At 40.7% G+C, this 26,119-nt stretch carries 25 protein-coding genes and 2 pseudogenes; 20 read left to right on the top strand and 7 right to left on the bottom strand.

Features of this window, described 5'->3' with window-relative positions; genetic code table 11:
• Positions 1–170: 170 nt before the first annotated feature.
• Positions 171–1,178 carry a zinc-binding alcohol dehydrogenase family protein gene (locus MTF64_RS00860; RefSeq protein ID WP_248450144.1) on the top strand — a complete coding sequence of 336 codons (1,008 nt, stop codon included), beginning with the start codon at positions 171–173 and terminating at the stop codon, positions 1,176–1,178.
• Between the two features lie 64 nt (positions 1,179–1,242).
• On the opposite strand, the gene MTF64_RS00855 is transcribed toward MTF64_RS00860, so the two are convergent.
• Both MTF64_RS00855 and MTF64_RS00850 read right to left on the bottom strand, forming a co-directional pair.
• Positions 1,243–2,190, bottom strand: a complete 948-nt coding sequence (locus MTF64_RS00855; RefSeq protein ID WP_248450142.1) for a LysR family transcriptional regulator — start codon at positions 2,188–2,190, stop codon at positions 1,243–1,245.
• Position 2,191: 1 nt separating this feature from the next.
• Positions 2,192–3,097, bottom strand: coding sequence for a LysR family transcriptional regulator (locus MTF64_RS00850; protein ID WP_248450141.1), 906 nt, complete (start codon positions 3,095–3,097; stop codon positions 2,192–2,194).
• Positions 3,098–3,395: 298 nt separating this feature from the next.
• On the opposite strand from MTF64_RS00850, the gene MTF64_RS00845 reads away from it, so the two are divergent.
• The gene (locus tag MTF64_RS00845; RefSeq protein WP_004586289.1) at positions 3,396–4,151 is read left to right on the top strand and encodes a glucose 1-dehydrogenase; all 756 of its coding nucleotides are present in this window, start codon (positions 3,396–3,398) and stop codon (positions 4,149–4,151) included.
• A gap of 187 nt (positions 4,152–4,338) precedes the next feature.
• Complete coding sequence (locus MTF64_RS00840; RefSeq protein ID WP_248450139.1) at positions 4,339–5,130, top strand: class III extradiol ring-cleavage dioxygenase; 792 nt, start codon at positions 4,339–4,341, stop codon at positions 5,128–5,130.
• Positions 5,131–5,246: 116 nt separating this feature from the next.
• Here MTF64_RS00840 and MTF64_RS00835 read toward each other — a convergent pair whose 3' ends face one another.
• The gene (locus MTF64_RS00835; RefSeq protein ID WP_248450137.1) at positions 5,247–5,873 is read right to left on the bottom strand and encodes a DJ-1/PfpI family protein; all 627 of its coding nucleotides are present in this window, start codon (positions 5,871–5,873) and stop codon (positions 5,247–5,249) included.
• Between the two features lie 150 nt (positions 5,874–6,023).
• On the opposite strand from MTF64_RS00835, the gene MTF64_RS00830 reads away from it, so the two are divergent.
• From MTF64_RS00830 to MTF64_RS00795, 8 genes are all read left to right on the top strand, one after another.
• The gene (locus tag MTF64_RS00830) at positions 6,024–6,701 is read left to right on the top strand and encodes a haloacid dehalogenase type II (protein ID WP_248450136.1); all 678 of its coding nucleotides are present in this window, start codon (positions 6,024–6,026) and stop codon (positions 6,699–6,701) included.
• Positions 6,702–7,064: 363 nt separating this feature from the next.
• Positions 7,065–8,603, top strand: coding sequence for an aspartate aminotransferase family protein (locus tag MTF64_RS00825; protein WP_248450134.1), 1,539 nt, complete (start codon positions 7,065–7,067; stop codon positions 8,601–8,603).
• The gene (locus tag MTF64_RS00820) at positions 8,603–9,922 is read left to right on the top strand and encodes a SidA/IucD/PvdA family monooxygenase (RefSeq protein ID WP_248450132.1); all 1,320 of its coding nucleotides are present in this window, start codon (positions 8,603–8,605) and stop codon (positions 9,920–9,922) included. Before MTF64_RS00825 ends, MTF64_RS00820 begins: the two co-directional genes overlap by 1 nt.
• Complete coding sequence (locus tag MTF64_RS00815; RefSeq protein ID WP_248450131.1) at positions 9,919–11,097, top strand: MFS transporter; 1,179 nt, start codon at positions 9,919–9,921, stop codon at positions 11,095–11,097. The genes MTF64_RS00820 and MTF64_RS00815 overlap by 4 nt, the downstream gene beginning before the upstream one ends.
• A 25-nt stretch (positions 11,098–11,122) precedes the next feature.
• On the top strand, positions 11,123–13,471 hold the full coding sequence (locus tag MTF64_RS00810) for a GNAT family N-acetyltransferase (RefSeq protein WP_248450129.1): 2,349 nt from the start codon (positions 11,123–11,125) through the stop codon (positions 13,469–13,471).
• A complete protein-coding gene (locus MTF64_RS00805; protein ID WP_248450128.1) occupies positions 13,464–14,102 on the top strand; it encodes a hypothetical protein in 639 nt (212 codons plus the stop codon). Before MTF64_RS00810 ends, MTF64_RS00805 begins: the two co-directional genes overlap by 8 nt.
• Complete coding sequence (locus MTF64_RS00800) at positions 14,086–15,165, top strand: heparan-alpha-glucosaminide N-acetyltransferase domain-containing protein (protein ID WP_248450127.1); 1,080 nt, start codon at positions 14,086–14,088, stop codon at positions 15,163–15,165. Before MTF64_RS00805 ends, MTF64_RS00800 begins: the two co-directional genes overlap by 17 nt.
• Positions 15,166–15,663: 498 nt before the next feature.
• Positions 15,664–16,863, top strand: coding sequence for a multidrug effflux MFS transporter (locus MTF64_RS00795; protein WP_282446945.1), 1,200 nt, complete (start codon positions 15,664–15,666; stop codon positions 16,861–16,863).
• A 64-nt stretch (positions 16,864–16,927) separates the two neighbouring features.
• Here MTF64_RS00795 and MTF64_RS00790 read toward each other — a convergent pair whose 3' ends face one another.
• Positions 16,928–17,797, bottom strand: coding sequence for a LysR family transcriptional regulator (locus MTF64_RS00790; protein ID WP_248450124.1), 870 nt, complete (start codon positions 17,795–17,797; stop codon positions 16,928–16,930).
• Between the two features lie 101 nt (positions 17,798–17,898).
• Between MTF64_RS00790 and MTF64_RS00785 the strand changes: the two genes are divergently transcribed.
• From MTF64_RS00785 to MTF64_RS00755, 7 genes and pseudogenes are all read left to right on the top strand, one after another.
• On the top strand, positions 17,899–18,399 hold the full coding sequence (locus MTF64_RS00785; RefSeq protein WP_008130525.1) for a lactoylglutathione lyase family protein: 501 nt from the start codon (positions 17,899–17,901) through the stop codon (positions 18,397–18,399).
• A 199-nt stretch (positions 18,400–18,598) separates the two neighbouring features.
• A pseudogene (locus tag MTF64_RS00780) lies at positions 18,599–18,841 on the top strand (GNAT family N-acetyltransferase); the annotation flags it as partial.
• 163 nt (positions 18,842–19,004) lie between these two features.
• A pseudogene (locus MTF64_RS00775) lies at positions 19,005–19,205 on the top strand (GNAT family N-acetyltransferase); the annotation flags it as partial.
• 57 nt (positions 19,206–19,262) lie between these two features.
• Positions 19,263–19,757 (top strand): GNAT family N-acetyltransferase, encoded by a 495-nt coding sequence (locus tag MTF64_RS00770; protein ID WP_248450123.1) that lies wholly within the window; start codon positions 19,263–19,265, stop codon positions 19,755–19,757.
• 543 nt (positions 19,758–20,300) lie between these two features.
• Positions 20,301–20,624, top strand: a complete 324-nt coding sequence (locus MTF64_RS00765) for a thioredoxin domain-containing protein (RefSeq protein WP_248450122.1) — start codon at positions 20,301–20,303, stop codon at positions 20,622–20,624.
• 19 nt (positions 20,625–20,643) lie between these two features.
• Positions 20,644–21,594, top strand: coding sequence for a thioredoxin-disulfide reductase (gene trxB / locus MTF64_RS00760; RefSeq protein ID WP_248450121.1), 951 nt, complete (start codon positions 20,644–20,646; stop codon positions 21,592–21,594).
• Between the two features lie 126 nt (positions 21,595–21,720).
• Complete coding sequence (locus MTF64_RS00755) at positions 21,721–22,311, top strand: TetR/AcrR family transcriptional regulator (RefSeq protein WP_054982011.1); 591 nt, start codon at positions 21,721–21,723, stop codon at positions 22,309–22,311.
• A 128-nt stretch (positions 22,312–22,439) separates the two neighbouring features.
• On the opposite strand, the gene MTF64_RS00750 is transcribed toward MTF64_RS00755, so the two are convergent.
• Together MTF64_RS00750 and MTF64_RS00745 are read right to left on the bottom strand one after the other, a co-directional pair.
• Entirely contained in the window at positions 22,440–22,850 is a 411-nt protein-coding gene (locus MTF64_RS00750) for a hypothetical protein (protein ID WP_138579673.1), read from the bottom strand.
• A gap of 21 nt (positions 22,851–22,871) precedes the next feature.
• Positions 22,872–23,354: a DUF2938 domain-containing protein gene (locus tag MTF64_RS00745; protein WP_064385904.1), complete on the bottom strand. Its 483-nt coding sequence runs from the start codon at positions 23,352–23,354 to the stop codon at positions 22,872–22,874.
• 166 nt (positions 23,355–23,520) lie between these two features.
• On the opposite strand from MTF64_RS00745, the gene MTF64_RS00740 reads away from it, so the two are divergent.
• Positions 23,521–24,405 (top strand): LysR family transcriptional regulator, encoded by an 885-nt coding sequence (locus MTF64_RS00740; protein ID WP_096042624.1) that lies wholly within the window; start codon positions 23,521–23,523, stop codon positions 24,403–24,405.
• Positions 24,406–24,656: 251 nt separating this feature from the next.
• Here MTF64_RS00740 and MTF64_RS00735 read toward each other — a convergent pair whose 3' ends face one another.
• Positions 24,657–25,241, bottom strand: coding sequence for a TetR/AcrR family transcriptional regulator (locus MTF64_RS00735; protein ID WP_054982015.1), 585 nt, complete (start codon positions 25,239–25,241; stop codon positions 24,657–24,659).
• 300 nt (positions 25,242–25,541) lie between these two features.
• On the opposite strand from MTF64_RS00735, the gene MTF64_RS00730 reads away from it, so the two are divergent.
• The gene (locus MTF64_RS00730) at positions 25,542–26,093 is read left to right on the top strand and encodes a carboxymuconolactone decarboxylase family protein (RefSeq protein ID WP_054982016.1); all 552 of its coding nucleotides are present in this window, start codon (positions 25,542–25,544) and stop codon (positions 26,091–26,093) included.
• The last annotated feature ends 26 nt before the right edge of the window (positions 26,094–26,119 follow it).

The following is a 26,119-nucleotide window of genomic DNA, read 5'->3' as shown; positions in this document are numbered from 1 at the left end:
AATTTAAAACGATAACAGCTATGTGCAATGAAATTTTAATTATTTACCTATTTTATTATGGAGTTTTATTTCCATAATAATTGGGCTTTTTGTCTCTTTTTTAATACTCTTGATAAAGCCAAAATAGCCTCATCAACACAGAGTATTAACTAGCTAACGAGGCAACTCCCATGAAAGCAATTGGATATCAAAAAAGTTTACCTATCGAAAACGAATTATCATTACAAGACATTGAACTTGAAACGCCAACAGCACACGGCCACGATATTTTAGTAGAAGTTAAAGCGGTATCGGTTAATCCGGTTGATTTTAAAATTCGCCAAGCAATGCCAGCAGCTGAGGGCGAGTATAAAGTAATTGGTTGGGATGCAACTGGGGTTGTTAAATCGGTTGGCGAAAACGTATCGCTTTTTAAGCCAGGCGACAAAGTATGGTACGCAGGCGACATTACGCGCTCAGGCAGTAACGCGCAGTTTCAGTTAGTTGACGAGCGTATTGTTGGCCATATGCCAAGTTCGCTTTCGTATGGCGAAGCCGCAGCATTGCCGCTTACCAGCATTACTGCGTGGGAATTATTGTTTGACCGTTTAAATGTAGCTAAAAACGATGATTCTAAAAGCATTTTAGTTATTGGTGCCGCCGGTGGTGTGGGCTCAATAATGGTGCAGCTATTAAAGCAGCGCACTAAATTAAATATTATTGCCAGTGCTTCTCGTGCTGAAACAATATCGTGGTTAGAAGATTTAGGTGCCGACACTATTGTTAATCACCGTAACCCGTTGAGTGAAGAATTTGCAGCTAAAAACTTAAGCGAAGTGGATTACGTTGTTAGCTTAAACAATACAGAGCAGCACTTACCTGAAATTGAAAAAGTAGTGAAGCCACAAGGTCAATTTGCCCTTATTGATGACCCTGAAACACTTAATATTGTGCCATTTAAAAACAAAAGCGTGTCGGTACATTGGGAGCTTATGTTTACTCGCTCGTTATTTAAAACCGACGACATGCAAGAGCAACACGTTATTTTAAACAACGTAGCCACGATGATTGACCAAGGGCAAATTAAAACCACGGTAGGTGAGCACTTAGGTAAAATTAACGCAGCCAATTTACGCAAAGCGCATCAGTACCTTGAATCGCAAACCGCTAAAGGTAAAGTGGTGTTAGAAGGCTTTTAAGCCCTTTAGCTAATATAGTTTTTTTGAGTATACCCAAGCCCCTAACGGGGCTTTTTTGTGGCTATTATTTATATAACTGGTTGTAATTAGGAATATGTTTTACCCAAAATGCAGGGCTGCCAATATACTCTTGTACAGTTTTTATAAATTCGCTCACTAGTGGCGTTTGTTTACGGTGAGGATACAGCGCATAAATACCTGTGCCCGATGCGCTAAGCTTATAATTAGTTAATAGCGGCACTAGCCCCATTTCGTCTATGGGTTTTTCTAGGTTAAATAAATCTAGCATCACATACCCTAAACTCGCTTTTGTGGCATCAAGCATGGCGCGTACATCGCTTACCTTATAGTTGCCTTTCATTTTGTGAGTTTTGTATTCATCACCATGAGGCTGAGTGCTTAATTTTATTTGATCTAGGCTTACATCGCCATTGCCATAAACCACTGCAGGTAAGGCGATAAGTTCTTCGGGTGTGCTTGGCATACCATGGCGTGCAATAAAGTCATTAGAGGCAACCAAAGCAAAGTGCATATCAGATATTTTTTTTGCCATTAGATTGGAGTCATTCAATTTGCCAATTCTAAATGCTAAATCGTAATGATCGGCAATAATATCGTTGCGCTTATCATCAAGCATGAGGGTTATTTTTACCTCAGGGTATTTTTGCATAAATAAATTAATGGCAGGCTGCACATACTGCTGCCCAAAAAACATGCCCGAGGTAATGCGCAAAATACCTTTAGGTTTTGCTTGGTAGGAGTCGGCAATGCTATGAATATCACTGAGCGTATCAATTAAAATATGCGCTTGCTGGAGTATTTCCTCCCCTGCGGAGGTAAGCGAAAACGAGCGCGTAGAACGATTAAGTAACTGAATACCTAAACTGCTTTCTAGCTTTTTAATTTGCTTTGAAAGCGATGAGTTGTCCATATCGTGCAGCACCGCGGCTTTTGCAAATGAGCCTTGCTGTACTACATCAACAAATAACGCTAATTGGTTGGTGATTGACATCTCACTCTCCTAAATCCCAATAAGGTGTATCGGTGTAATAATTGCTCGCAAAATCAACAAACGCGCGCACTTTACTGGGTAAAAACTGCCTGTTTGCGTACACCATATAAAGCCCTATTGGCTCAGGCTCGTAGTCTTTTAATATACGTACTACTTTACCCTGTGCCAGCGCCTCACCAGCTATAAATGTTGGCTGCATGGCAATACCGCCCCCTGCTATAGCGGCATTGAGTAGCAGGTCGCCATTGTTAGCAACTAGGTTACTTTCAAGCTTTAACTCGTTTTTAAGCTCGTTCGCTCCACGTAGCTTTTTGGTAGGCTCGGTGTGTGCGTAGCGTAAATAGTTATGCGATTGCAGCTCTTCTAAGGTAGTAGGCGTGCCGTGCTGCGCTAAATAAGAAGGAGAGGCAAACACCGCTAACCTAATAGGCGCTATTTTTTTAGCAATAAGTGATGAGCTTTTTAAAACCCCAATGCGCAGCGCTATATCAATACCTTGCTCAACAATATCAACAAACTGGTCGGTAAGGTTTAGATCTAATTTTAAATTTGGATAACGCTTTTGAAACTCAACCAATAGCGGTGCTAAGTGCTTTACCCCAAACGACATAGGGGCACTAATACTGAGCACACCAGAGACATTTTCGTTTAGGTTATCGAGCGAATTTTCCATGTCGTCTATATCGTCTAGCACCTGTAAACAGCGGGTAAAATAGTGATCTCCCGCCTCGGTAGTGCTTACTTTACGCGTGGTGCGGTGCAGTAATCGGGTAGCAAGTCCCTCTTCTAGCGCAGACACATACTTGCTCACAAGTTGCGGCGATATGTCGAGCTTATCGGCAGCTTTAGAAAAAGACCCCTCTTGTACAACACTTACAAAAGTCTTCATGGTGGTTAGCTTATCCATTATTAGCAATGCCTTGTTTATAATTTTTAAATAAAGATCGTATTAATTATGTTTATAAAAACAGTTAAAGTCCACACATCGCATTTTTGCACAGTTAGTGAGTTTTTATAGCGTTATAAACACATTTTTTTGCGTAAATAACTATTTATTTACAACAAAATGGAGTTAATACGTGCTACTGCAGCAATCACGCTTCTTTTTATCCATTCTAACGCCAAGTCGGGTTTATTAATAATGCAGTATCGCTGTACGTGAATAAGCACGCTTATATTTTTATTAATGACTAAGAGATAAAGCCATGAAAAGATTAAACAACAAAGTAGCCATCGTTACTGGTGCAGCACAAGGTATTGGCGCTGCTTATGCAAAAGGTTTAGCTCAACAAGGCGCTAAAGTTGTGCTTGCTGATTTAGCCGACCCAAGCGCAGCTGTAGCTGAAATTATTGCCGCTGGCGGCCAAGCAATAGGCTGCAAAGTAGATGTAACGAATAGTGAATCGTTAGATGCCATGGTAAAACAAACCGAAGCTGAATTTGGCCCGGTTGAAATATTAGTTAACAATGCTGCTATATTTGCTGCGCTTGAGCTTAAACCATTTTGGGAAATATCTGAAGACGAATGGGATTTAGTTATGCGCGTAAATGCACGTGGGCCTTTTCAGTGTACCAAAGCAGTGTTGCCTAGCATGCGTAAATTAGGTCGTGGTAAAATCATTAACATTGCATCGGGTACATTTTTACGCGGTGCACCTATGTTTTGCCATTATGTGGCATCTAAAGGCGCGGTTGTTGGGCAAACACGTGCGTTGGCCACTGAGCTTGCTAACGATAATATTTTAGTTAATTGCCTATTAGTTGGCTTAACCGAAAGCGAAGGCGTTAAAAATAACGCACAGTTTGATAAAGCTAAAAATAGCACACTAGGCTCACGAGTAATTAAACGTGCAATGGAGCCTGAAGACTTACTTGGCCCTATTTACTTTTTAGCCAGTGAAGACAGCGATTTTATGACCGGACAATGTATTAACGTTGATGGTGGCGCAATTAACTACTAACACGCCTTTATTGCTTATTTAGTGTTAATTTAAAAGCCGATGTTTACGCATCGGCTTTTTAACGAGGGAGCAAATAAAAATCAGTTTAACAATACTGTATTTATAATATCTCAATGGGCGCTTTATTTATTAACAAAATAAAAGCCAATAAAATAAGGGTATATTAATAAAACCCTTAGGTATTACCATGGCTCAACCTGCACTATTTATCTCTCACGGTTCACCTATTATGGCCGTACAGCAATCGCCAACGTCCGACTTTTTAAAAGCGCTTGGCAAGTCACTCAACACGCCACGCGCTATTGTTATTTTTTCGGCGCACTTTGATATGGCCCACGATGAAGCGGCTCATAATATTGTAATAACCGCAGGGCAAGCGCCTGAAACCATTCACGACTTTTACAATTTTCCTGCGCATATGTATAACATTAAATACCCAGCTCCAGGACATCCTGAGCTTGCGGGTAATATTGCAACGCTATTTAAAAATAAAGGCATTACAGCAATACTTGATGAACGCCAAGGCTGGGATCATGGAGTATGGATACCACTGCGCTTAATGTACCCGCAGGCAAATATTCCTATTGTACAAGTATCTATAAATACTCAACTAGGCGCAAAAGCCATGTATGAATATGGGCAGTTACTTGCCCCACTTCGCGATGATAATATATTAATTATTGGCTCTGGCGGCATTAGCCACAACCTACGAGAAGTGTTTAAAACCCCTGCTACACCTAACCGTGTACAAAGGGTAAAAGCGTTTACCCAATGGGTTGAACACGCGCTTTTAGCGCAAGACACACCCGCACTTTTAAATTACTTAGCCGATGCACCCCATGTGTTATTTAACCACCCTACCCAAGAGCATTTTTTACCACTCTTTGCTGCTTTGGGCGCAGGCGGCAAGCAAGTTGAAAAACTCTTTAGTGATATTGAACTGGATATTTTAGCGCTTGATACCTATAAGTTTTATTAATTTTAATCAGTACAGTGCAAGCGCCTTTGGTTTTTTAATCAAAGTGTAATGGGGGTTTACAAAGCGTATGTTGGGTTAAGAGCAGCAAAGCCCAACATAAAGTTATAAAGTGGGCTTTAACGCAGCTTTTTAATGTAATTAGATGTGGCGCTATTTTCATGCGCGTCACCATAAATAATTGGTGACGGATAGTATTCTGCGTCTAACTGTATGGTGGAGGCAACATCATCACCAAAATAATCAGCAATAAAAGCAAGGCACATATCCATACCTGCTGAAACACCTGCACAAGACCAAATATTGCCATCTTTTACAAAGCGTTCTTCAACTACGGTTACAGTGTTATCTTTTTTAAGGTGATCTAGAAAAGCCCAGTGGGTGGTTACTTTTTTATGCTTAAATAGCCCCGCTTTTTGCATTAAATACATACCAGTGCAAATAGATAAAACACTGTCGCAGTTTTCAGCTGTTTTTTTAAGGTAATTAATAACGTCAAGGTCTTCCATTGCTATACGTGCACCACTACCGCCAGGTACAAATAATACATCGGGCTGCACTGGGTCAGTAAAATGATAATCGGCACTAAAACGCATGCCGTGCTCACCTGAGGGAGTCATAGAATTTAGCGATATTAATTTGGGTTTTTCACATAACCCCTTTTCTGCCAGCAGACCTATTAGTTCCCAAGAACCAACTAAATCCAGCTCTTCAACTTTGTCGTAAATTAAAAAATATATTTTCATACTATGTTATTTAGTCCTTTAATTTGTATCGTTTTTAAATAATAGGCGCTGCAATCGTGTTGTAAACTTTATTAATTTGAGCAACCGTTCAAAGTAAGTTAAGCTCAAAACGATTAACTTACAAGTATCTTAAAATTATTGGGAGCAAACATGGCAACCACACTCGCATTTGACGTATACGGTACGCTTATAAACACTCACGGCGTGCTGTCTTTACTTGAAGATATGATAGGCGATAACGCGCAAAACTTTTCAAATACATGGCGCGAAAAACAATTAGAGTATTCGTTTAGGCGTGGGTTAATGCAAAACTATATACCGTTTTCGTTATGTACCAAACATGCCCTCGATTACGCGTGTTTAGCGCACAAAACGCAGCTTAATGATGATCAAAAGCAGCAATTGCTTGAGCAGTATAAAATTTTACCGGCCTTTGACGATGTTAAAAAAGGGCTTGAGCAACTTAAAGCACAAAACTACCGGTTGTTTGCATTTTCAAATGGCGCTGCTGATGCGGTTAATAAATTGCTCGAAACTGCAGGTATTAGTGAGCTTTTTGAAGGTGTAGTAAGTGCTGACGATATGAAAACATTTAAGCCAAACCCAGGTGTTTACAGCCATTTCTTACGCGAAACAAATTCAACGGGCGCAAACACGTGGCTTATTTCGAGTAACCCGTTTGATATTACCGGCGCTATTTCGCATGGTATGCGCGGAGCATGGATAAAACGCTCTGAGGATTCTATTTTTGATCCGTGGGAAATTCAGCCAACCACCGTAGCCACCGATCTAGTGGATTTAAAAAATAAGCTTGAAGATATCAATTAAGCTGCATTTTTACTTTTATATCCCTCTTTAGCACTTAAGGTTTAACCGAGTTGTAAAGGGGGCTTACTTCTTATAGTGGTACTGCCCACTTATAATACGTTAGCTTTTAGCTACCCCCCATTTCTCAATTCTTATATTTAAACCGTCGCACTATTTTACAAACTGTCATTATTTAGCGCATTTTGGCACCTTCTCATAGCTCATTTTATACACTTTGTTAGTTTTAAAAGTAATTCCTTATAACTAATCAGTCACTCCTAATTGCGAAAATAAACCTATATCTAACCCTTAATCATTATTGTAAATGCAAATTGTTACTATTAAGATCCTCAGCCCCAATACAAGTACAACCAAGGAGCGAATATGTCACAATTACAATCGGCGCAGCTCAGCCCTGTCGAAAATAAAGCAATATTTGAGCAAAACGGGTTACCTCCTCAATTTAATCTCGATCAGTTTATTAACTACCAAATAGCGTCGTTGCAGGGGCTTTCGGCTGTACAACAAGCTATGGCTAAAGCGCAAAAGCCGTTTTCTGGCGTGGCGGTTAATACGCTTGCCGCTACTGTAAATGATGTAGATTTAGCCAAACCTCTTGCTGATTTTCCTGCCGTATTAAACGAGCTTAAAAGTGTGTATTTAGATCACGCTGTTTATTTTCATCATCCGCGTTATATGGCGCATTTAAATTGCCCCGTTACGTACCCTGCAGTTGTAGCAGAGCACATCATTGGCGCAATCAATACCTCGGTAGACACCTGGGATCAAAGCGCTGGCGCGACCCTTATTGAACAAAAATTAATAGATTGGAGCTGTGAAAAAGCAAAATTACCTAGCACTGCTGATGGTGTTTTTACCAGTGGTGGTACGCAATCGAACTTAATGGCCATGCTTGTTGCTCGCGAAGTCGCAGTGAGCCGCTATGCACCTAATCATGAAGTAAAACTGCAAGGCTTGCCTGAAGTAGCCTCACGTTTTCGTATTTATTGCTCTGAGGTTGCGCATTTTAGTATTCAAAAGGCAGCGGCATTACTGGGCCTTGGCTATAACACGGTAGTGCCCGTGGCTACAAACAATAAAATGCAAATGGATATGGACGCACTTAACCACGCAATTGCGGATTCTAAAGCTAAGGGCGATTTACCTATCGCTGTGGTAATTACCGCAGGTACAACCGATTTTGGCTCAATTGACCCTGTTGAAGACATAGCAAAACTTGCTAAAAAAGAGCAGCTTTGGTGCCATGTTGACGGCGCATACGGCGGTGGTTTATTGGTGAGTGAGCATCACCGAAGTGCTTTAAACGGCATAGAACAAGTAGATTCAATTACCATTGATTACCATAAATCGTTTATGCAACCGGTTAGCTGCAGTGCTTTTTTATTAAGTGACAAACGCCATTTTAGCCATATTACCCTTTACGCCGACTATCTAAACCCGCTTGCTGAGGCCGGCAATGGTACGCCAAATTTAGTTGATAAAAGCTTACAGACCACACGCCGTTTTGATGCCCTAAAGCTTTGGTTAACACTGCGCACCATGGGTGAAGCGCCACTTGGTCGAGCGTTTGATAAAGTAATTGGCCTTGCTCGTCAAACCCACATTGTACTTAACGACCACCCAGATTTTGAAGTTATAAATTACCCAGAGCTCAGCGCATTGGTATTTCGCTTTGCACCAGAGGAGCTAAAACATAACCCCGATTTACTCGACACCCTAAACCTGCACGTACGCCAAACATTCTTAAATACTGGTGAAGCCATGATTGCGCGCACCAAAATTAACGGCCGACATTACCTTAAATTTACGTTACTTAATGCCCAGTGCCAATTGAGCGATGTGCGCGCCGTGCTTGAACAAATTAGCACTATTGCGTGGCAAACGTATAAGGAGCAAAAATAATGAGTAACCAACCTTATGATTTTATAGCCATTGGCCTTGGCCCATTTAATTTGTCGTTAGCGTGTTTAAGTGAGCCACTGGAGGACGTGAAAAGCTTATTTTTAGAGCAGCGTAGCCAATTTGATTGGCACCCCGGAATGATGCTAGAAGGTGTTACTTTGCAAACGCCGTTTATGTCTGACTTGGTGACCCTTGCAGACCCTACCAGCAAGTACAGTTTTTTAAATTATGCCAAGCTTAATAATCGCTTATACCCATTTTATATTCGCGAGAGCTTTTTTTTACTGCGTAAAGAGTACAACCTCTATTGCCAGTGGGTGTGCTCGCAGCTTAGCAACGTAAGCTTTGAGCAAAGTGTAACTCAGGTTGAATTTTGCCAGCAAAGTGAGTGCTATACCGTTACCTGTAAAACCCCAAATGGAGAGCAACACTATGTTACGCGCCACTTAGTGCTTGGCACCGGCCCTGCTCCATATATTCCTGATTGCGCAGTGCAAAGTAATTCAAATAACGTACTGCACAGTAGCGATTTTTGCCACCGCCTTGATGAGCTAAAAACGGCTAAACGCGTTACGGTTGTAGGAGCTGGGCAAAGTGCGGCTGAAATTTATCACACCTTATTACAACAAGCAGTGCCACAAGGTTTACAACTAGATTGGATTGCGCGTTCGCCGCGTTATTTTCCGCTGGAATACACTAAACTCACCCTTGAGATGACCTCTCCTGAGTATGTTGATTACTTTTATAATTTAAAAACTGAGCAACGAGATTGGCTTAATCAAAATCAAAAAAACTTATTTAAAGGCATTAATGGCGATTTAATTAATGACATTTTTGACACCCTTTACGAGCAAAGCCTAGATGGGCCCATTTCTACCACATTTAAAACTAACAGCAAGCTTACTAATACACGTAAAAGTGCTGGTCGCTTAGTCACTGAGTTTTATCATCAAGAGCTAAATGAAGCCTTTGAAATAAAAACCGATTACTTAATTTGTGCCACGGGCTTTAAATACAAGCGCCCTGCTTTTTTAAACCCCATTGCACAGCAACTACCAGAAGATGAACAAGGCCGCTATTTAGTTAGCCGCGAGTATGCGGTAGATAGTGAACAAAAACGTATATTTGTACAAAATGCAGAGCAGCACACTCATGGCTTTGTAACCCCCGATTTAGGCATGGCGTGTTATCGCAACAGTATAATTTTGCGCGAAATACTCGGTTATGCGCCGTATCAGGTTGAACAAAAAATTGCTTTTCAGTGTTTTGATTTAAGCGATGTAGAAACCCATTCACAGCAAAAGAGTAACGCCGCATGAGTTTACGTTTAGCGCTTATTTTGCTTACGGTTATTTCGGTAGTGTGCGACACCTTATTACTGCCGTTTTATCCGCAATTTTTTGCCAGCGAATTTTCTGTAAGTAATCCCACACTTATTGGGGTATTCGTAGCTAACTGTTGTATTACCGTTATGCTCGCGCTGCCCCTGTGGGCAAAGGTTGCCAAAAAATACCACGAGCTGGCTCTTTGGCTTGTAACGCAAGTGATTGCCGCCTGCTTTGGTTTACTTTGTTATTTTGCAACTAACGTGTGGGAATTTTGGTTTTATTATCAGCTTATGTTGGTGCTTAAAGCCAGTTACCTGCTTATTTACCCGTTTGCACTGCGTTTAGAGCAACAAAGTAAGCACCTTTCTATTATTGGCTTGTTTTCGGTACTTATGCACTTTGGTGCTATTGGCGGCGCGTTAGTGGGCGGGTACTTTTTTAGTATAAATACACCGCGTTATGCATTGTTATTAAGTGCTGCGGGCGATGTTATACAAGTGCTGCTGTGCGCCTATTTAATGGTGAGCTTAAAGTTAGGTATTTATCAGCAAGCGATTGAAAGCGAAAAACCACGTACTCGTACACCGTATTTTATTTGGCAATTTTGCTTTATAAGCGTGGTTGTTTACTTTAGTGCGTTTTTAATTAGGCCGTTTTTTACTACCCATTGGCAAGGAATGAGCGCACAAAGCAGTGCATTCCAAAGTGCGCTTGTGTACGCCATTCCTGCTTTTGCAGCCCTACTTATGCTGTTGTTTAACCACTTTCGGCAGCACTTACCTTTTCCTACGCTTAGCCGCACCAGTACGTTTTCGTGCGCGCTTATTTTTGGCGCTATTGGGCTTTATTTACAGGCGCAAGAGTCGGTGTGGTTAGTGGTTAGCTCTCGCGTTTTATACGGTATAGCGCTGTTTCAAGTCATGGTTTTATTAGAAGTGATGCTATTTGCTAAAAGCGAGCCTGCTCACTACGGCAGTGATTTTGCCAAAGTGCATGTTGCGCAAAATATTGGCGTTATTTTAGCGTCGTTATTAGTGGGTATGAGTGTGGAATATTTTAATACCACCGTGCCTTTTTACTTTGCTGCCATTGGCTTTGCAAGCCTTGGCGCTATTTTGCTATGGCGCGTTAAATTTGTTGGTCAAGCTGCACACACAGCCACTTAATAATTAAAAAGATTTAGGAGTTTTTATGTATTTTTCATCTTTTGTAACCACGTTACAACACACAGGTAATGTGACTATGCGGTTACTACAGCAAAGCGATATGCCCATAATTTGCCAGTGGCTTACACTACCTTACGCCCATTTTTGGGGTATGAGTAAACACCCCCCCGAGCAAATGTGTAGCGCCTACCAAGATATAATTAACAACCCGCACCATCATGCCTATGTTATTGAGCAAAATAATGAGCTGCTTGCCTTAGTTGAGCTTTACAGCCCAAAGCACGACAAGCTACTCGCAGCTGCCTATGAGGTACTGCCAAACGATACCGGCATGCATATTTTACTTGCCCCAAATACACAGCCTAAACGCCATTTTAGTTTTGAAATAATGCAGTGCGTATTGCACAGTATTTTTACTCATAATGCCGATGCACGCGTAGTAGTAGAGCCCGATATTGCCAATAGTAAAATTCATACCTTAAATAAGCGTTTAGGCTTTGTGCATACTAAGCAAATAACCCTGGGTGATAAAAACGCCTACCTTGGGTTTTGTAATAAAGCTGCATTTGAAACGCATGTTAATTTACATCACAAAGCGCAAACGCCAATAAACACCGACTATATAAAGTTTGACCACTGGCAGTGGGCTAACAGGCACTTACAAAGTAAAGCCATTAGCGAGCTGGTACACGAGCGCTTATTGGTCGCAGAGCAAACCCCACAAGGTTTTAAAGTAAATATTGAAGGGGGTTATTTTATATTTGATGGCCGTGCTATGGCGCTTAATCACATAGATATAGACGAGCCAAGCTTATGCTTTTATAACCTTAACAACGAGCAAGTAGCGCTTGATGTACTGCACTTTTTTAGCGTGCAAGGCCCTGCGCTGGGTTTAACTAGCGAGCGTTTAGCCACTTACCTTGAAGAGCTTAACGCCACACTTGCCAGTGCCTGTTATAAACGCGAAAACAACACGCTTAGCGCAGCCGAACTTGCGCAATTAGGGCTGCAACAAATAGAGGCTGCAATGAGCGAAGGCCACCCTGCGTTTGTGGCTAATAATGGCCGAATTGGTTTTAGCAAAACCGACTTTTTACGCTATGCGCCAGAGGTGGGTAAACCGTTTAAAGTGCTGTGGTTAGCGGCGCACAAAACAGTATGTGATTTTGCTTATAGTGAATACTTTAGTGATTACCCAAGTCATATTAGTGGTGAGCTTGATTTAACTACCCGTGATGCGTTTAACAAAGCGCTAAAAACGCAAAACCTAAACCCCTACGACTACCTATTTATGCCTGCCCACCCGTGGCAATACCAACATAAATTAAGTGTGGTGTTTGCCAACGAGTTTGCCAATAAGCGTTTAGTTTACTTAGGTGAAGGCGACGATTTATATCAAGCGCAGCAATCTATTCGCACCTTATATAACTGCTCGCACCCGCATAAGCCGTATTTAAAAGTGGCGCTGTCTATTTTAAATATGGGTTTTATGCGTGGGCTTTCGCGTGCTTATATGGCGGTAACCCCGGCTATAAATGATTGGGTATTTAATAAAGTAAACTACGACCCCACGCTCAGTGCGTGCAATTTTACTGCACTAAGAGAGTACGCTACCTTAGGGTATGCGCATCATACCTTTGAGCAAAGCGCGTTGGGCGATACACCGTATCGTAAAATGTTTGCCTGTTTATGGCGCGAAAACCCAAACCATAACTTACAAAATAATGAGCAGCTCACCACCATGGCCGCACTACTGCACCTAGATAACAACGGTAAAAGTATGGCAGGTGCATTAATAGATCAAAGTGGTTTAAGCACACACGCTTGGCTGCAACACTATTTTAACGCCTATCTTATCCCGTTAGTGCATTGTTTTTATGCCCATAAATTAGTGTTTATGCCGCACGGCGAAAACCTTATTTTAAAACTTAAAAATTCAGTCCCTGTGGGCGCTTACATGAAAGACATAGGCGAAGAAGTCGCGCTGCTTAATAGCACTGAACCTTTACCTGAGGAAGTGTCGCGTATTCATATTGCTATGCCAAAAGAGCTTGAGTTACTGAGCATATTTACCGATGTATTTGACTGCTTTTTTAGATACCTAGTGGCTATTTTAGTAAGAGAAGAACGCATTACCGAGCACGACTTTTGGCACGGCGTTGCGCAAAGTGTTAAAGCGTATCAACAGGCTAACCCTGCCTTAAATGCGCGTTTTAAAGAGTATGACTTTTTTAGTGATGAATTTGCACACTCTTGCTTAAACCGCTTGCAGCTTGGCAATAATAAGCAAATGGTTGATTTAACCGACCCAGCAGGCAGTTTACAGTTTGCCGGAAGTTTAAATAACCCGGTATCGGCAAAGTTGTATGGCTAAGCCAGTAACCCTTGCGCACTTTTTATTTTGCCCAAGTGAGCCAGCTACTGCGGCTCACCCAAGCTTACATTTAGTGCGCAAATTAGCGATTTATTGCAAGGCGCATTACCCTCATGCGCCTACGCAATTTATTAGCCGGCACTTATATTTGCAGCTTTGTTGGCAAACTATTTATGCCTATTGTTATTGGTATACGTGTAAACACAACGCGCATAGTCCCATGCAATTACAGCTTAAAATTAATGGCGCTTATAGCCGAGGGTTTAACCTCAGCGGTGCGCCTATATTAAGTAAAGCTGAGCAAAACAATACACTTATTGAGTTTATTAGCTGTGTAGGAAAGTGGATAAATACCAATTATGCGCTGGGAAAAAAAGAGCAAGGGCGCTTATTAATCGACACCCTTAACAGTGCATTTGAGCGCGCCCATAGCTTACATTTAGCAAGCGCTGATCACACTACACATTGCCATCAGCAGCTACACAATTTAATCAGCAATCACTTTAATTTAAACACCCCATTTAAATTAACGGCCGACCGCTTAACGTGCTGTCGTTATTATTTAGCTGGTTACAGCAAATGCCAAACCTGCCCTAAAAAGGATATTAAAACCAATGAACACACGTCTTAAAACGATAGACCTTGCCCGAGGTGCGAGCGTTTTTATTATGATTTTGGTACACACCCTATGGATGTACTCGAGCACAACGCTTCAAAGTGAGAGCCTATTTGGTGCTGTTATTCATATACTTGGCAAAGGCACCGCCTCGTTTTTGGTGGCAATGGGGCTGTCTATGGCGCTTTCGCGCAGGCAAACCCCCATGTTATTAATTAAGCGTGGTATACAGCTTTTACTCCTTGCGTATTTAATGAATGCGGCAAAATTTTGGCTACCCATTGAGGTATTTAATACCATGCCCGAGGCATTTATAAATGCCTATGGCTGGCAAAGCCCGCTCAGTGCTGGGCAATTACAATTTATGATGTTAACCGGTGATATTTTACAACTTGCTGGGGTGAGCTTAGTGCTGTTTGGTACGCTTAATATTGCCCGCTGGAAAACCACATGGATTGCATGTTTAGCCGTGGCTATTGCACTTGTAAGCCAGTTTGTTAGGGGGCAGCAGTTTGCGCTTTCGCCTTATATTAGCGATTTGTTTTTTGCTAATAACTACCAAGTTTATTTTCCGGTATTTCCGTGGATAAGCGCTATATTAACCGGCTACGTGCTTGGGCGTGTATATATAAATAGCCAGCATAATGCAGCGTATTTATTTAATGTGTGTGCAAAGTTAGGGGCCGCATTATTAGTGATTGGTTCAGTGTGGTTATTTATTGATTTTAAAGGCCAGTTTGGTAACTTTTTTCACTTAAATGGCGGCGGTATTATTTATTTAGTTGGTTTAAATTTATGTGCATTAGCCTTAATAGAATATGCCATTGCCAATAAATTTAATGGCCCTATTACACGCGCTCTTTTATATGCGAGCAAACATGTAACGGCCCTTTACATTATTCAATGGGTGCTAATTTGCTGGCTTATGGGCGTGTTTGGTTATCATACCCAGTCGCTTTGGCCAACGTTGTGCTTAATGGTACTTATGAGTTTATTAACCTTTGCGGTGCACAAAGTGTATTTGCAAGCTAAGCAAACCATACTCGCTATTAAGCAAAAGCCTAAGCGTACAGCATAAATTAAACTCGCTGGCTATTACTGGTAAAGTAATAGCCAGCTATAAAAAACGAACATAAAAAATGAGCAATATACACATGGGCTAAGAGTATATAAAATCTGCTTATAACGTGGAGCATACAAAAGGAGTCTATTAAGTAGGTAATGAGTGCAGTCGTGCTTTGCATTTACCACGTTATTTATAAGCAAGATTGTGTATTAGTCAGTTATTTTGTTTTTTTTGGAGTTTAGTTTGAAAGTAGAGCAGCCTGTATTAGGCAAAACTGGCACGTTAATTTTTTTGTTATTTTAGGGCGTGTTGATCTTTGCGGATTGAAATTTGTTCAATCTAGGGGCGATTAAATCGCGGCGCGAGGTTTGTAACCTAGTGGGCTAAGTAAAAACCGAGTAACAAAGAGTTTATCGCCCCTAGGCAGAACCCGAAGGGCAGCGCATGTTTGGCATTTATGCTGCGTTATCGCCTATTTATGGGGAATAACCACACTTCATAGGCTCCGCCTTGCCTAAAAACCAAACATACTGCTGCAAATTCAACCATCAAAGAACAACACGCCCTAGTGCATTTCCCCCTTTAACTACCGATTTATATCTTCCTGCTTTACCTACTATGGTAGAGAAACTAAATACTAACCAAGCCATGGTTAACTTAACACTTAGCGTATATTTTGCAGCCTACGCCATAGGATTATTGTTTTGGGGCCCATTAAGTGAAAAATTTGGCCGTAAACCTATTTTGCTTATGGGCCTTGGAATATACGTAATAGGCAGTGTGCTTTGTGCGTTATCTAATTTTGTAGAAATGCTTATAGGCGCGCGTTTATTACAAGCCTTTGGCGGAAGTGCAGTAACGGTTGTAGCCACGGCAATAGTAAAAGATTTGTACGATGGCCGCGAGCGAGAAAAAATTATCGCCACTATTATGTCGCTGGTTATTATTGCCCCTATGGTGGCGCCTGTGCTGGGCGCATTGCTATTAAAAATTGCTAATTGGCATATGATGTTTGCTGCTTTAGCCGTGTTTGGCTCGGTGGCTATGTTATTTACCTTTTTTTACCGCGAAACCTTACATACACGCTACGCCGGCTCTGTTTTTCAGTCGTGGGGGCGATTAGCTGTAGTAGTTAAAAACCCGCCATTTTTATCGCTATTGGCTGTTTTTACTATTGTGCCTATGGCGTTAATGTCGTTTTTAGCGGCGGGCTCTTATGTATATATCAACGGTTTTGGTTTGTCTGAACAAACTTTTAGTTACGCCTTTGCAGCGAATGCTGTGTGCGCCTCGTTTGGGCCAACAATTTATATGCGGCTTTCTAAACGTGTATCGGTAAAAAAAATAATTACTGCGAGTTTTTTAACCCTAACAGCATGCGGTATAGGTACCATTTTTATAGGCGGCTTATCGCCTTGGGTATTTGGTGCATTAGCAGCAATAGCCACCCTAACCGTTATTATTACCCGCGTGCCCGGTACTAATTTAATGTTAGAGCAACAAACAACGGACACGGGCTCTGCTGTGGCCGTTATTCAGTTTTGCTCTATGATTGCAGGCGCAATAGGCATGGCGCTTGTATCGCTTAATGCACAAACATTAATTAAAAACTTAGGTGTTATTCAGCTAAGTATTGGCCTTTTAGCGCTTACTTTGTGGTTGGTATTTAAAAATAAGGCGTATGTAAGCGCCTATATGTCTAAGGTTTAAACACGCTAAAACCCAAAAAGGCAGTACAGTAAATTAAAGCTGGCTGTACTGCCTTTTTAAAAAACTATTCCCCCGCTTTTATCGCCTCAATTACCGTGTGCATGCGCTTTGCCATTGGCCTGTTTCGATGATGACACACATAAATACTTTCGCTGATTGGATTAGCTAAATGGTGCGTTTTTATAAGTGCTGGTTTATTAAATGCGCCCACCGCATAAGCAGGTAAAACAGTAAAACCTAGCCCTAAACTTACCGGTTCGAGTATTAAACTTATTTGGTTAGAAAACCCCGTGCGCTTAATTTGCTCAACATGTTCAAACTCACTGTAGTTTTCGCTAAGTAATAGCTGCGCATGGTGTTTTGCATCGGGGTGGCCAATAAAGCCAAGCTCACATAAAACCTCCCATGTTGGGTTTTTAATATGTGCTGGAGTTACTAATAATAAAGCTTCTTGGCCAATTTTGTGGCTGGTAACTTCGCTAAGCGTGGGGGCTTGGGTTAAAAAGCCTATGTCGGCACTGTGGTTTGCCACCGCTTGCTCTACACTGGTATTAGGTGCAAAGCGATAATCAATATTAAGCTCGGTATGCTCAGCCTGTAATGCTAATAATTGGCTATAAAATTGTAGCCCACAGCTACCTGGCGATTGTATTTTTACTAGGCCGCTGTAAGGCGAGTCATCTTTTAATTGTTGTTCTAAAAATTGCCATTCTTTTAATAACAAACTGCCTTGCTGATACAAATTTTGCCCATGTACGGTAAGGGTAAATTGTTTGCCGTGGCGCTCTAATAGCGCGCAGTTTACTTGCTGCTCTAGCTTTTTAATATGCTGGCTTACGCCTGATTGGGTCATAAATAAGCGTTCGGCGGTTTGGGTAAAATGATTTACCTCAACCAACGTACAAAACGTGTTTAACCATGTCGGGTTTATCATTACAAAACGTACTCAAAATGATGATTAATGATAATTTTACTTAATAAGTACGGGTTCGTAAACTAACTCCATCAACTAATCACAGTTAAAGAGGAAGCATTATGAGTCATACATATCCACGTAGTTTTTCGCACATTGGTATTTCAGTACCAGATGTTGAAAAAGCCGTAGAGTTTTACACTAAGGTGATGGGCTGGTACACCATAATGGAGCCTACCGTGATCACTGAAGATAACAGCCCCATTGGCGAAATGTGCACCGATGTATTTGGTCCAAATTGGGAAAAATTTAAAATAGCGCACCTTTCAACAGGCGACCGTATTGGTGTAGAAATTTTTGAATTTAAAGACCAAGAAAACCCTAAAGACAACTTTGAATACTGGAAAACCGGTATCTTTCATTTCTGTGTACAAGACCCAGATGTAGAAGGCTTAGCGGATCGCATTGTTGCTGCAGGTGGTAAAAAACGTATGCCAGAGCCACGTTACTATTACCCTGGCGAAAAGCCATACCGCATGATCTACATGGAAGACCCGTTTGGTAACATCCTTGAGATTTACAGCCACAGCTATGAGCTTATTTACAGCGCAGGCGCTTATTAAACGTAGCTAGTTTAAAAAAGTTTAGCTAAAAGCAAAGGCCGCAGTATTTATTTACTGCGGCCTTTTTGTTTTAAATAGACTTGTAGATTATTAATTTGGCTAATATTGGGTATATAAAAATCAATATCTTCATTTGATTTATTATAGGTACATACACTGATAGCTTACTAATTGCACAAAGTTGTTCTAAAGGAAAAACATGAATCTGTCACTGGAAGACATCACCGCCGATAACTATGAAGCCATATGCGAATTGGATGTTACTAAAACGCAAGAAGAATACGTAGCGTGTAATATGTGGTCGTTAGTTGAGGCGCACTACAATAGCGGGTATACCTGTAAAGCGATTTACTTAAATAGTATACCTGTAGGCTTTTTTATGTGGGTTCAAGAAACCCCTAAAAAGGTTTCTATTTGGCGCTTTATGGTAGATCAAACTTATACCAACTCCAATAAATAGCTGCTCTATTTTACTTGCTAAAACAACCCATTTCTTTGTTTTAAATTTCGTAAAGGGAACAACCATTTACATCAATTTACGCCTAGAACTGAATTGTTTTTTCGGCGTAAAATTTAGAACACATACTTAATGGAGTTGGTATTATCAAAATAAAGGCATTGGGCGCAAAGCACTGGCTATGGCAATTGAAGAGATTAAAGCAACTCCCAAGCTTGAACAAATCGAGATTTGTTATAACCCGCAAAATCCTGTTGCTAAAAACTTTTATACAAGTTTTGGGTTTGAGGAAGTGGGCCTCGATGAGGACGAAGACGATATGTTAGCGGTTATTAAAATTAGCCGTTAACTCATTTATAAGTAAGCCGCTAATTTTAGAGAGTAATAATAGTTGTAAGGAAATACTGTGATCATAAGAGCATTTGCAAAAAACGATTTTTTAGCCGTTCAAAACATTTACCAGCAAGGTATTGATACCGGCAATGCGACTTTTCAAACTAAAGCTAAAAATTGGGAACAATGGAATAGTTCTATGCTCAACTGTTGCCGTCTTGTTGCAGTTGAGGATGAAAAGGTGCTTGGCTGGGCTGGGTTATCTGCGGTTTCAAGCCGTGAGGTTTACTCGGGCGTTGCCGAGGTAAGTGTATATGTTGCAAACCAAGCCCAAGCCCAAGGTAAAGGCTTGGGGCACGCATTACTTTGTGCACTCATTAAAGAATCAGAAAAAAACGGTATATGGATGCTACAAGCCAGTATATTCCCTGAAAACATAAGCAGCATTACACTACATACTCGTAATGGTTTTAGGCAAGTTGGAAACCGAGAAAAATTAGGCCAACTGCATGGCGTATGGCGCAATGTAACTTTAATGGAAAGGCGCAGCGCCGTTGTAGGCCTCTAAACCTTCAAATAGCATAATAAATACAATGTGCGTTCATTATTATGCTTTTAAATCGCATTTATTATTCAAATTATTTAAGAAAAACTCACAACCTCAGAATGTATATTGCTCACCTTCCCTACTCTTTTCTCAAAAACCATAAATTAATTATTTTAAATTTCAGCTCCTAGCTGCGTTGTTTTTTTACTTTATAACCTATTGCTTTAATTTAAAAAATAAAAACAAAGTCGCTTCAAATTAATTTATGAGTGCGGCTTTTTGAGTGTTAACTTTACTTATTTGTGGAATGACTGTTCTATAAGTTGTTGACACTCGTTATTCTTGGGTGTAAATTTCGGATCAATCGATCCACAAGTGTTCTGGGTAATGTGTTTTAAGTTGATATTTTTAAGAGTTTGTTCCTCTTATTTTAAATAGCATCTTTTTAAAACACGTTTATAGCTCTGATATTTATTATGCGTAGTTTGCATATATAAATAACCTGTTAGGCGAAATATAGGTGTGTCACTGTGGGTCGATTTTATTTTTAACTAGGAGCCAAAAATGACTAACCAAGTAATTAAATTAAATGATGAAAACTTCGAATCGCTAAACAAAAAAGACGCCAAATTAGTTGTAAGACTATGGGCTGAGTGGTGTGCTCCATGCCAAATGATGTCGCCTATTTACGAGCAAGTAGCCGATAACCTCGCTGATGAAAATATTATTATGGGTGAGCTTAATATTGATGATTTTCCATCAGTTGCAGCCAAATTAGCGGTAAGAAGTATTCCTACTGTTGTTGTATTTAAAAACGGTAAAGAAATGAATCGCTCTGTAGGTATGATGCCTGCGCCAGAGCTACAAGCGCTAATTTTAAAAGATTAGTACGCCAAAGAGGTGATAAATGAGCACACATCGAAAGTTGATAATTTTGGGTTCAGGGCCTGCTGGTTACACTGCCGCTATTTATGCAGCTAGAGCAAACCTTGAGCCATTATTAATTACTGGCCTTGAAGTGGGTGGGCAACTCACAACAACAACTGATGTTGAAAATTGGCCAGGATACCCAACGGGTATTCAGGGGCCACAACTGATGAGGCAGTTTAAAGAGCATGCTGAAAATTTTGATACCGAAATAGTGCATGACTACATTACACATGTTGACCTGCAGCAAAGACCGTTTGTGCTTAAAGGTCAGCAGACTTACACAGCTGATGCGTTAATTATTTCTATGGGCGCATCGGCAAAGTACCTTGGCCTACCAAGCGAGACCGAGTTTAAAGGTAAGGGTGTATCGGCATGTGCAACCTGCGATGGCTTTTTTTATAAAAACCAAAGCGTAGCTGTGGTTGGCGGTGGTAATACCGCTGTAGAAGAGGCTTTATATTTAGCTAATATTGCCTCGCACGTTACGCTTATTCACCGTCGTGATTCACTCAGTGCCGAAAAGGTTTTACAACAGCGCCTATTTGATAAAGTAGCGCAAGGTAAAGTAACTATTAAGTGGAATAACCAGGTTGATGAAATAGTGGGTGACGCTAACGGCGTTACAGGAATTACTATTAAATCAACGTTAGCGGAGCACAATAGAGAAACACTGAGCGTTAATGGCGTGTTTATTGCCATTGGGCATCAGCCTAATACACATATTTTTAAAGATCAGCTTGATATGCGCGATGGCTACATTAATGTGTATTCTGGGTTTGAAAATGGTGAAACATTAACGAATATTCCCGGCGTATTTGCCGCAGGTGATGTAAGCGATAACCATTATAGGCAGGCAATTACATCTGCAGGTTCTGGGTGTAAAGCAGCATTAGATGTAGAGCAATACTTTACTCGCTTAGGTGCTTAGCACAGCAACTGTATTTAAAACTTATGATATGATCAGCACAATGCCCGACAATACTTAGTATTTCGGGCTTGAGTGTTTTAACTAACAATACACTTATTTAAAATTTACTTACTTGAGGTAATTTATATGGCCCGAACCGGACGCCCACGCCAGTTTAACCGTGAAGATGCAATAAAAAGTGCAATGGATTTATTTTGGCAAAAAGGCTACGAATCCACTTCTTTAGCTGAGCTACGCAAAGTGTTAGGCAATATTTCATCTGCGAGTTTTTACGCAGCATTTGGCTCAAAGCAAGCTCTATACAGTGAATGTTTAGCACTTTATACCAGCACCTGTGGAGAGACCTTTTCGGAGCTAGAAAACGAGTCGGTTCCTGCAAAAGCAGCGATTAAAAACATGGTGTTTAAAACCATTCATATGCAAACCTCAACTAAGCAACCATCGGGTTGCATGATTGTTTTATCTGGCTTAAATTGCGGCGACGAAAATAAAGAAGTTGAGCAAATGGCGCTGTCGGTACGCAACGACATTCGTAAAGCGCTTGTAAAATGCATAGAGCGCGGAACAGCCCAGCAAGAGTGGCAACAAGAAATGCCCGTAGAGCAATTTATGCTAATTTTAGATACCTTTATTAATGGCCTTTCTATTCAATCAAGAGACGGCATTGCACGGGAAAAGCTTTTAGAAGCCTGTGAGTTATTTTTAGATAGGTGGTAATAAGTAGATTGCTTTAAGCGCATAGAAAAAACAGATTTAACGTAACTAAATTAAATTTATATATAAAAAAACAAGGCGCACTTTTAATAAAAAGTGCGCCTTGTTTGTTTTAGCTACGGTACTAAATGTTAAGCCGTTTTAGCAGGTAACTTTGCGGCTGTTATTGCTAAATAAGTGAGCCCAATAATACCTGTTAGTGCACAGGCCGATAAAATAAATGGGTCAACTAACAGGTTATCTTTAAATTCAAAGGTGCCTGCTGATATTTTTTTCCAGCCCATAAAGTGCTGATTAGCAGCCACTGTAGCGCCAAAAAAACCAATTACTAAAGAGAAATATTTGCCTATCCAGTGTGTAACCGCAGGCGTTATTAATAATAAGCCTAACAGGCCTATTACTGAGCGCTGCACTCTACAATAGGGGCACGCATACACAATGCCTAATAAATCTGTGCTCCACGCAGCTATTGAAATAACAATAGCTAATAAGCCCACTATTTTTATATGCGTAGAATAGGTGCTTAAATTTAAAATGTTCATAGTCTGCTTTCCTACTTAAAATTATGCTAAAACCAGTGCGGTTAAAAACATGCCTAAGCCAAATATGGTGTGCCCTACAAAGCTTTTTATGCGCGTAACGGTGGGGTTAGGTGTTTTTGCACCGGCCATACCCGCCCCCATGCCTGGCATCATAATAAAAAAGGGGGCAACTATGCCAAACCATGAAACAAGTAATGCAGGTAGTATGGTTGGCAAATCAAGCCACTGCGTGTTTACACACACCATTAATATTAACCCGTACGCTATGCCAATTAGGTAATGTACAACCCAACCAATGGTAAGCTCACCCGGTATTTTTTCGGCCTTAGGTAGTGCAGGCTGATAAAATTGCCCCGACTTCATATGACCTACCCAGCGCCCGACTAATCGCCAATTTGTGGCAGGTAAATCAAAAAACTTAGCGAGTAACCCCGCGTAAATATCTAACACTAGTGTGCCCCCTATACCTATTAATATAAAGGTATAGATAGAGTCGCTAAACATAAGCTGTGTCTCCCGGTTATACGTTAAATGCTAGGCGTTTTGCTGGTGTGTATACATAGCACAACAGCAAAGTGCATAGACTTGAGTATGTAATGTGATAATATTACCAAAACACCATTATGAACACCAATGGTAAAAACTGGTTTTGGAATGAATATAAATCATAATGCTTGAGCGTAATCATCTACACATTATTAAAGAGGTTAAACGCCTTAAAAGCGTGACCGCCGCGGCCGAGAGTTTAAACTTAAGCCAGTCGGCTGTGAGCCATACTATTGCTAAATTAGAGCGCCGATTTGGCGTAAAACTGTGGCACCGTAAAGGCAATACGCTGGTGTATTCTCAGGCGGGGCTTTATTTACTTTCACTTGCAGACAAAATGGTCACCGAATTTGAGCACGCCGAGCGCGTACTGCAAGAGTTTGCCCAAGGCCGGCGAGGAATCATGCGTATAGGCATGGAATGCCACCCGTGTGAGCAATGGTTAATGGGCAAAATTCAGCAATTTTTAAAAGCATGGCCAGAGGTAGACGTAGAAATAAAAAGTGCCTTTAGATTTGATGGCATAGCAGCGCTAAAAGCCAACGAAATAGATGTGCTAATAACCCCCGACCCCGTCAATACAGAGGGCTTAAACTTTAGGTCTGTGTTTAACTACAATTTATGTATTGTCGTGAGCGAGCAAAACCCGTTATACAACAAAGCGTTTGTTACAGCGCAAGACCTCGAAGACCAAATACTTTATACCGTGCCTGTAGGCTACAACCGCTTAGATGTATATACCCGATTTTTAGACCCCGCTAACGTGCAACCCAGACGCAGAGTACCCATAGAAAGCACCGAAATGATGCTGCAATTAGTGTCTGCCAATCGTGGCGTGGCAGCATTACCCGAGTGGCTAGTGTCATCGCACGAAAGCCGTTTAGGCATAAAAGGCATCCGCATAGGTAATAAAGGGCTGCAAAAAAGCGTGAATGTAGGCGTGCGCGATGACGACTTACAGCTTGATTATGTAAAAGGGTTTATAGAGTCAACCCGCTCAAATGTGTAAATGGCTTTGCTGTTAAATGTAAGGCGGTGAAGAGAATTAATAATTTGGGGGATTAACTTGAGCTGTTAGGTATATGCCAGTGTAGGTCGGATAAGCGAAGCGCCATCCGACACAGTAAAATACTTTGCCAATTATTACAGTATTTAATGTTGTTGAGTAGCTAGAGAGTGCCATTTTCAGAGGATCAGGAGCATGTTGTAGGCCGCCAAGGTTTGATCCTTTAGACCTATATGATTAACCCTTAACTCCTATTAAAAAGGATAATGCGTAAAAATATCGTCTATCATGGCACTAACCTTATTTTTGTCTTTATTAATTTTAGCAAAAGTACGTAAACCTGTTATTTGAATTTGTACATGGGTAGCAAGATCTTCAGCATTTTTATTTTTATCCACCTCACCTAATGTCTGTGCTTCTTCAATTAATTTGACCAATGCTGAGGATATATTAACTAGATGTGCTTTCGTTACATCAATTAAATCTTGATTCTCATCTGTTAATTCTGAAATAGTTTTTGACAGCATACAAATGCCATTTGGAGCACTATTTTGTGACTCTACTATTATTAACTTCATAAAGGCTTTTAGTGCATGAAGTGGCGAATCATGTTCGTCTTTACATTGCTGTAATAGTGACAGGCTCATATCAGCATAGTTAGCTAAGGCTTCCTTAAATAAACCATCTTTATTACCAAATGCTGAGTATATGCTACCGGGGCGAAGGTCTACCGCGTCTTGCAAGTTTCGCATTGATGTTGCATGAAAGCCTTTCTTCCAATAAAGATTGGTTGCCTTATCTATCACTTCTTGGCGATCAAATGTTGTGGTCTTTGCCATAACTTCACCTAAAAACATTAAATGAACAGTCGTTCAATTATAGTTATATTTTATCTTTAGGTAAAGTTAAACTCAGCAGAGGTGACTTCTAATAAAGCAAAAATATTTCAAGACAAATATCCATTTAAATACAATAGATTATATTTACATATTTAAAATAATTGAACGATCGCTCAAATATAGCTTGAACGATCGTTCAGGTGGGTATATAGTTCACTCCATCAACTAAGGGGCTTCAAGATTTATTCCCTTTTTATATAGGGACAACCCCTAAACAACCTATGTCATTGGAGATTAAAAATGAGCAAATTTACATTACACACAGTAGAAACAGCACCAGAAAAAAGCAAAGCAATTTTAGAGGGCGCTAAAAAGCAAATGGGTGTTGTTCCTGGCTTATATGCAGCAATGGCTGAATCACCAGAAATATTAAAAGCTTATACACAGCTACATCAGTTATTTACAGCAACATCATTCAACGCAGAAGAATTAACTGTAGTGTGGCAAACAATTAACGTTGAGCATGAGTGTCATTATTGTGTGCCAGCTCATACTGGTATTGCACACTCAATGAAAGTTGATGCCGCTTTAACTGAGGCGTTACGTAACCAAGAAGCGATGCCAACAGAGAAACTACAAGCGCTTCAAGATTTCACGCTAGCTATCGTACGCCAACGCGGCAACGTAACACCTGAACAAGTCGATGCTTTCTTTGCCGCAGGTTACGCGCAGCAACAAGTATTAGAAATCATTCTTGGGTTATCACAAAAAGTGATCAGCAACTATGTAAACCACATTGCTGAAACACCAGTAGATTCAATGTTTAATAAATTTGAATGGACTAAAAAGTAACGAGTTATAACTGCACAGTTATAGTA

The sequence above is a fragment of the Pseudoalteromonas sp. 2CM41L genome (genome assembly GCF_023161905.1).
GTDB lineage: Bacteria > Pseudomonadota > Gammaproteobacteria > Enterobacterales > Alteromonadaceae > Pseudoalteromonas > Pseudoalteromonas atlantica.
This window is presented reverse-complemented; position numbering and strand designations above follow the sequence as displayed.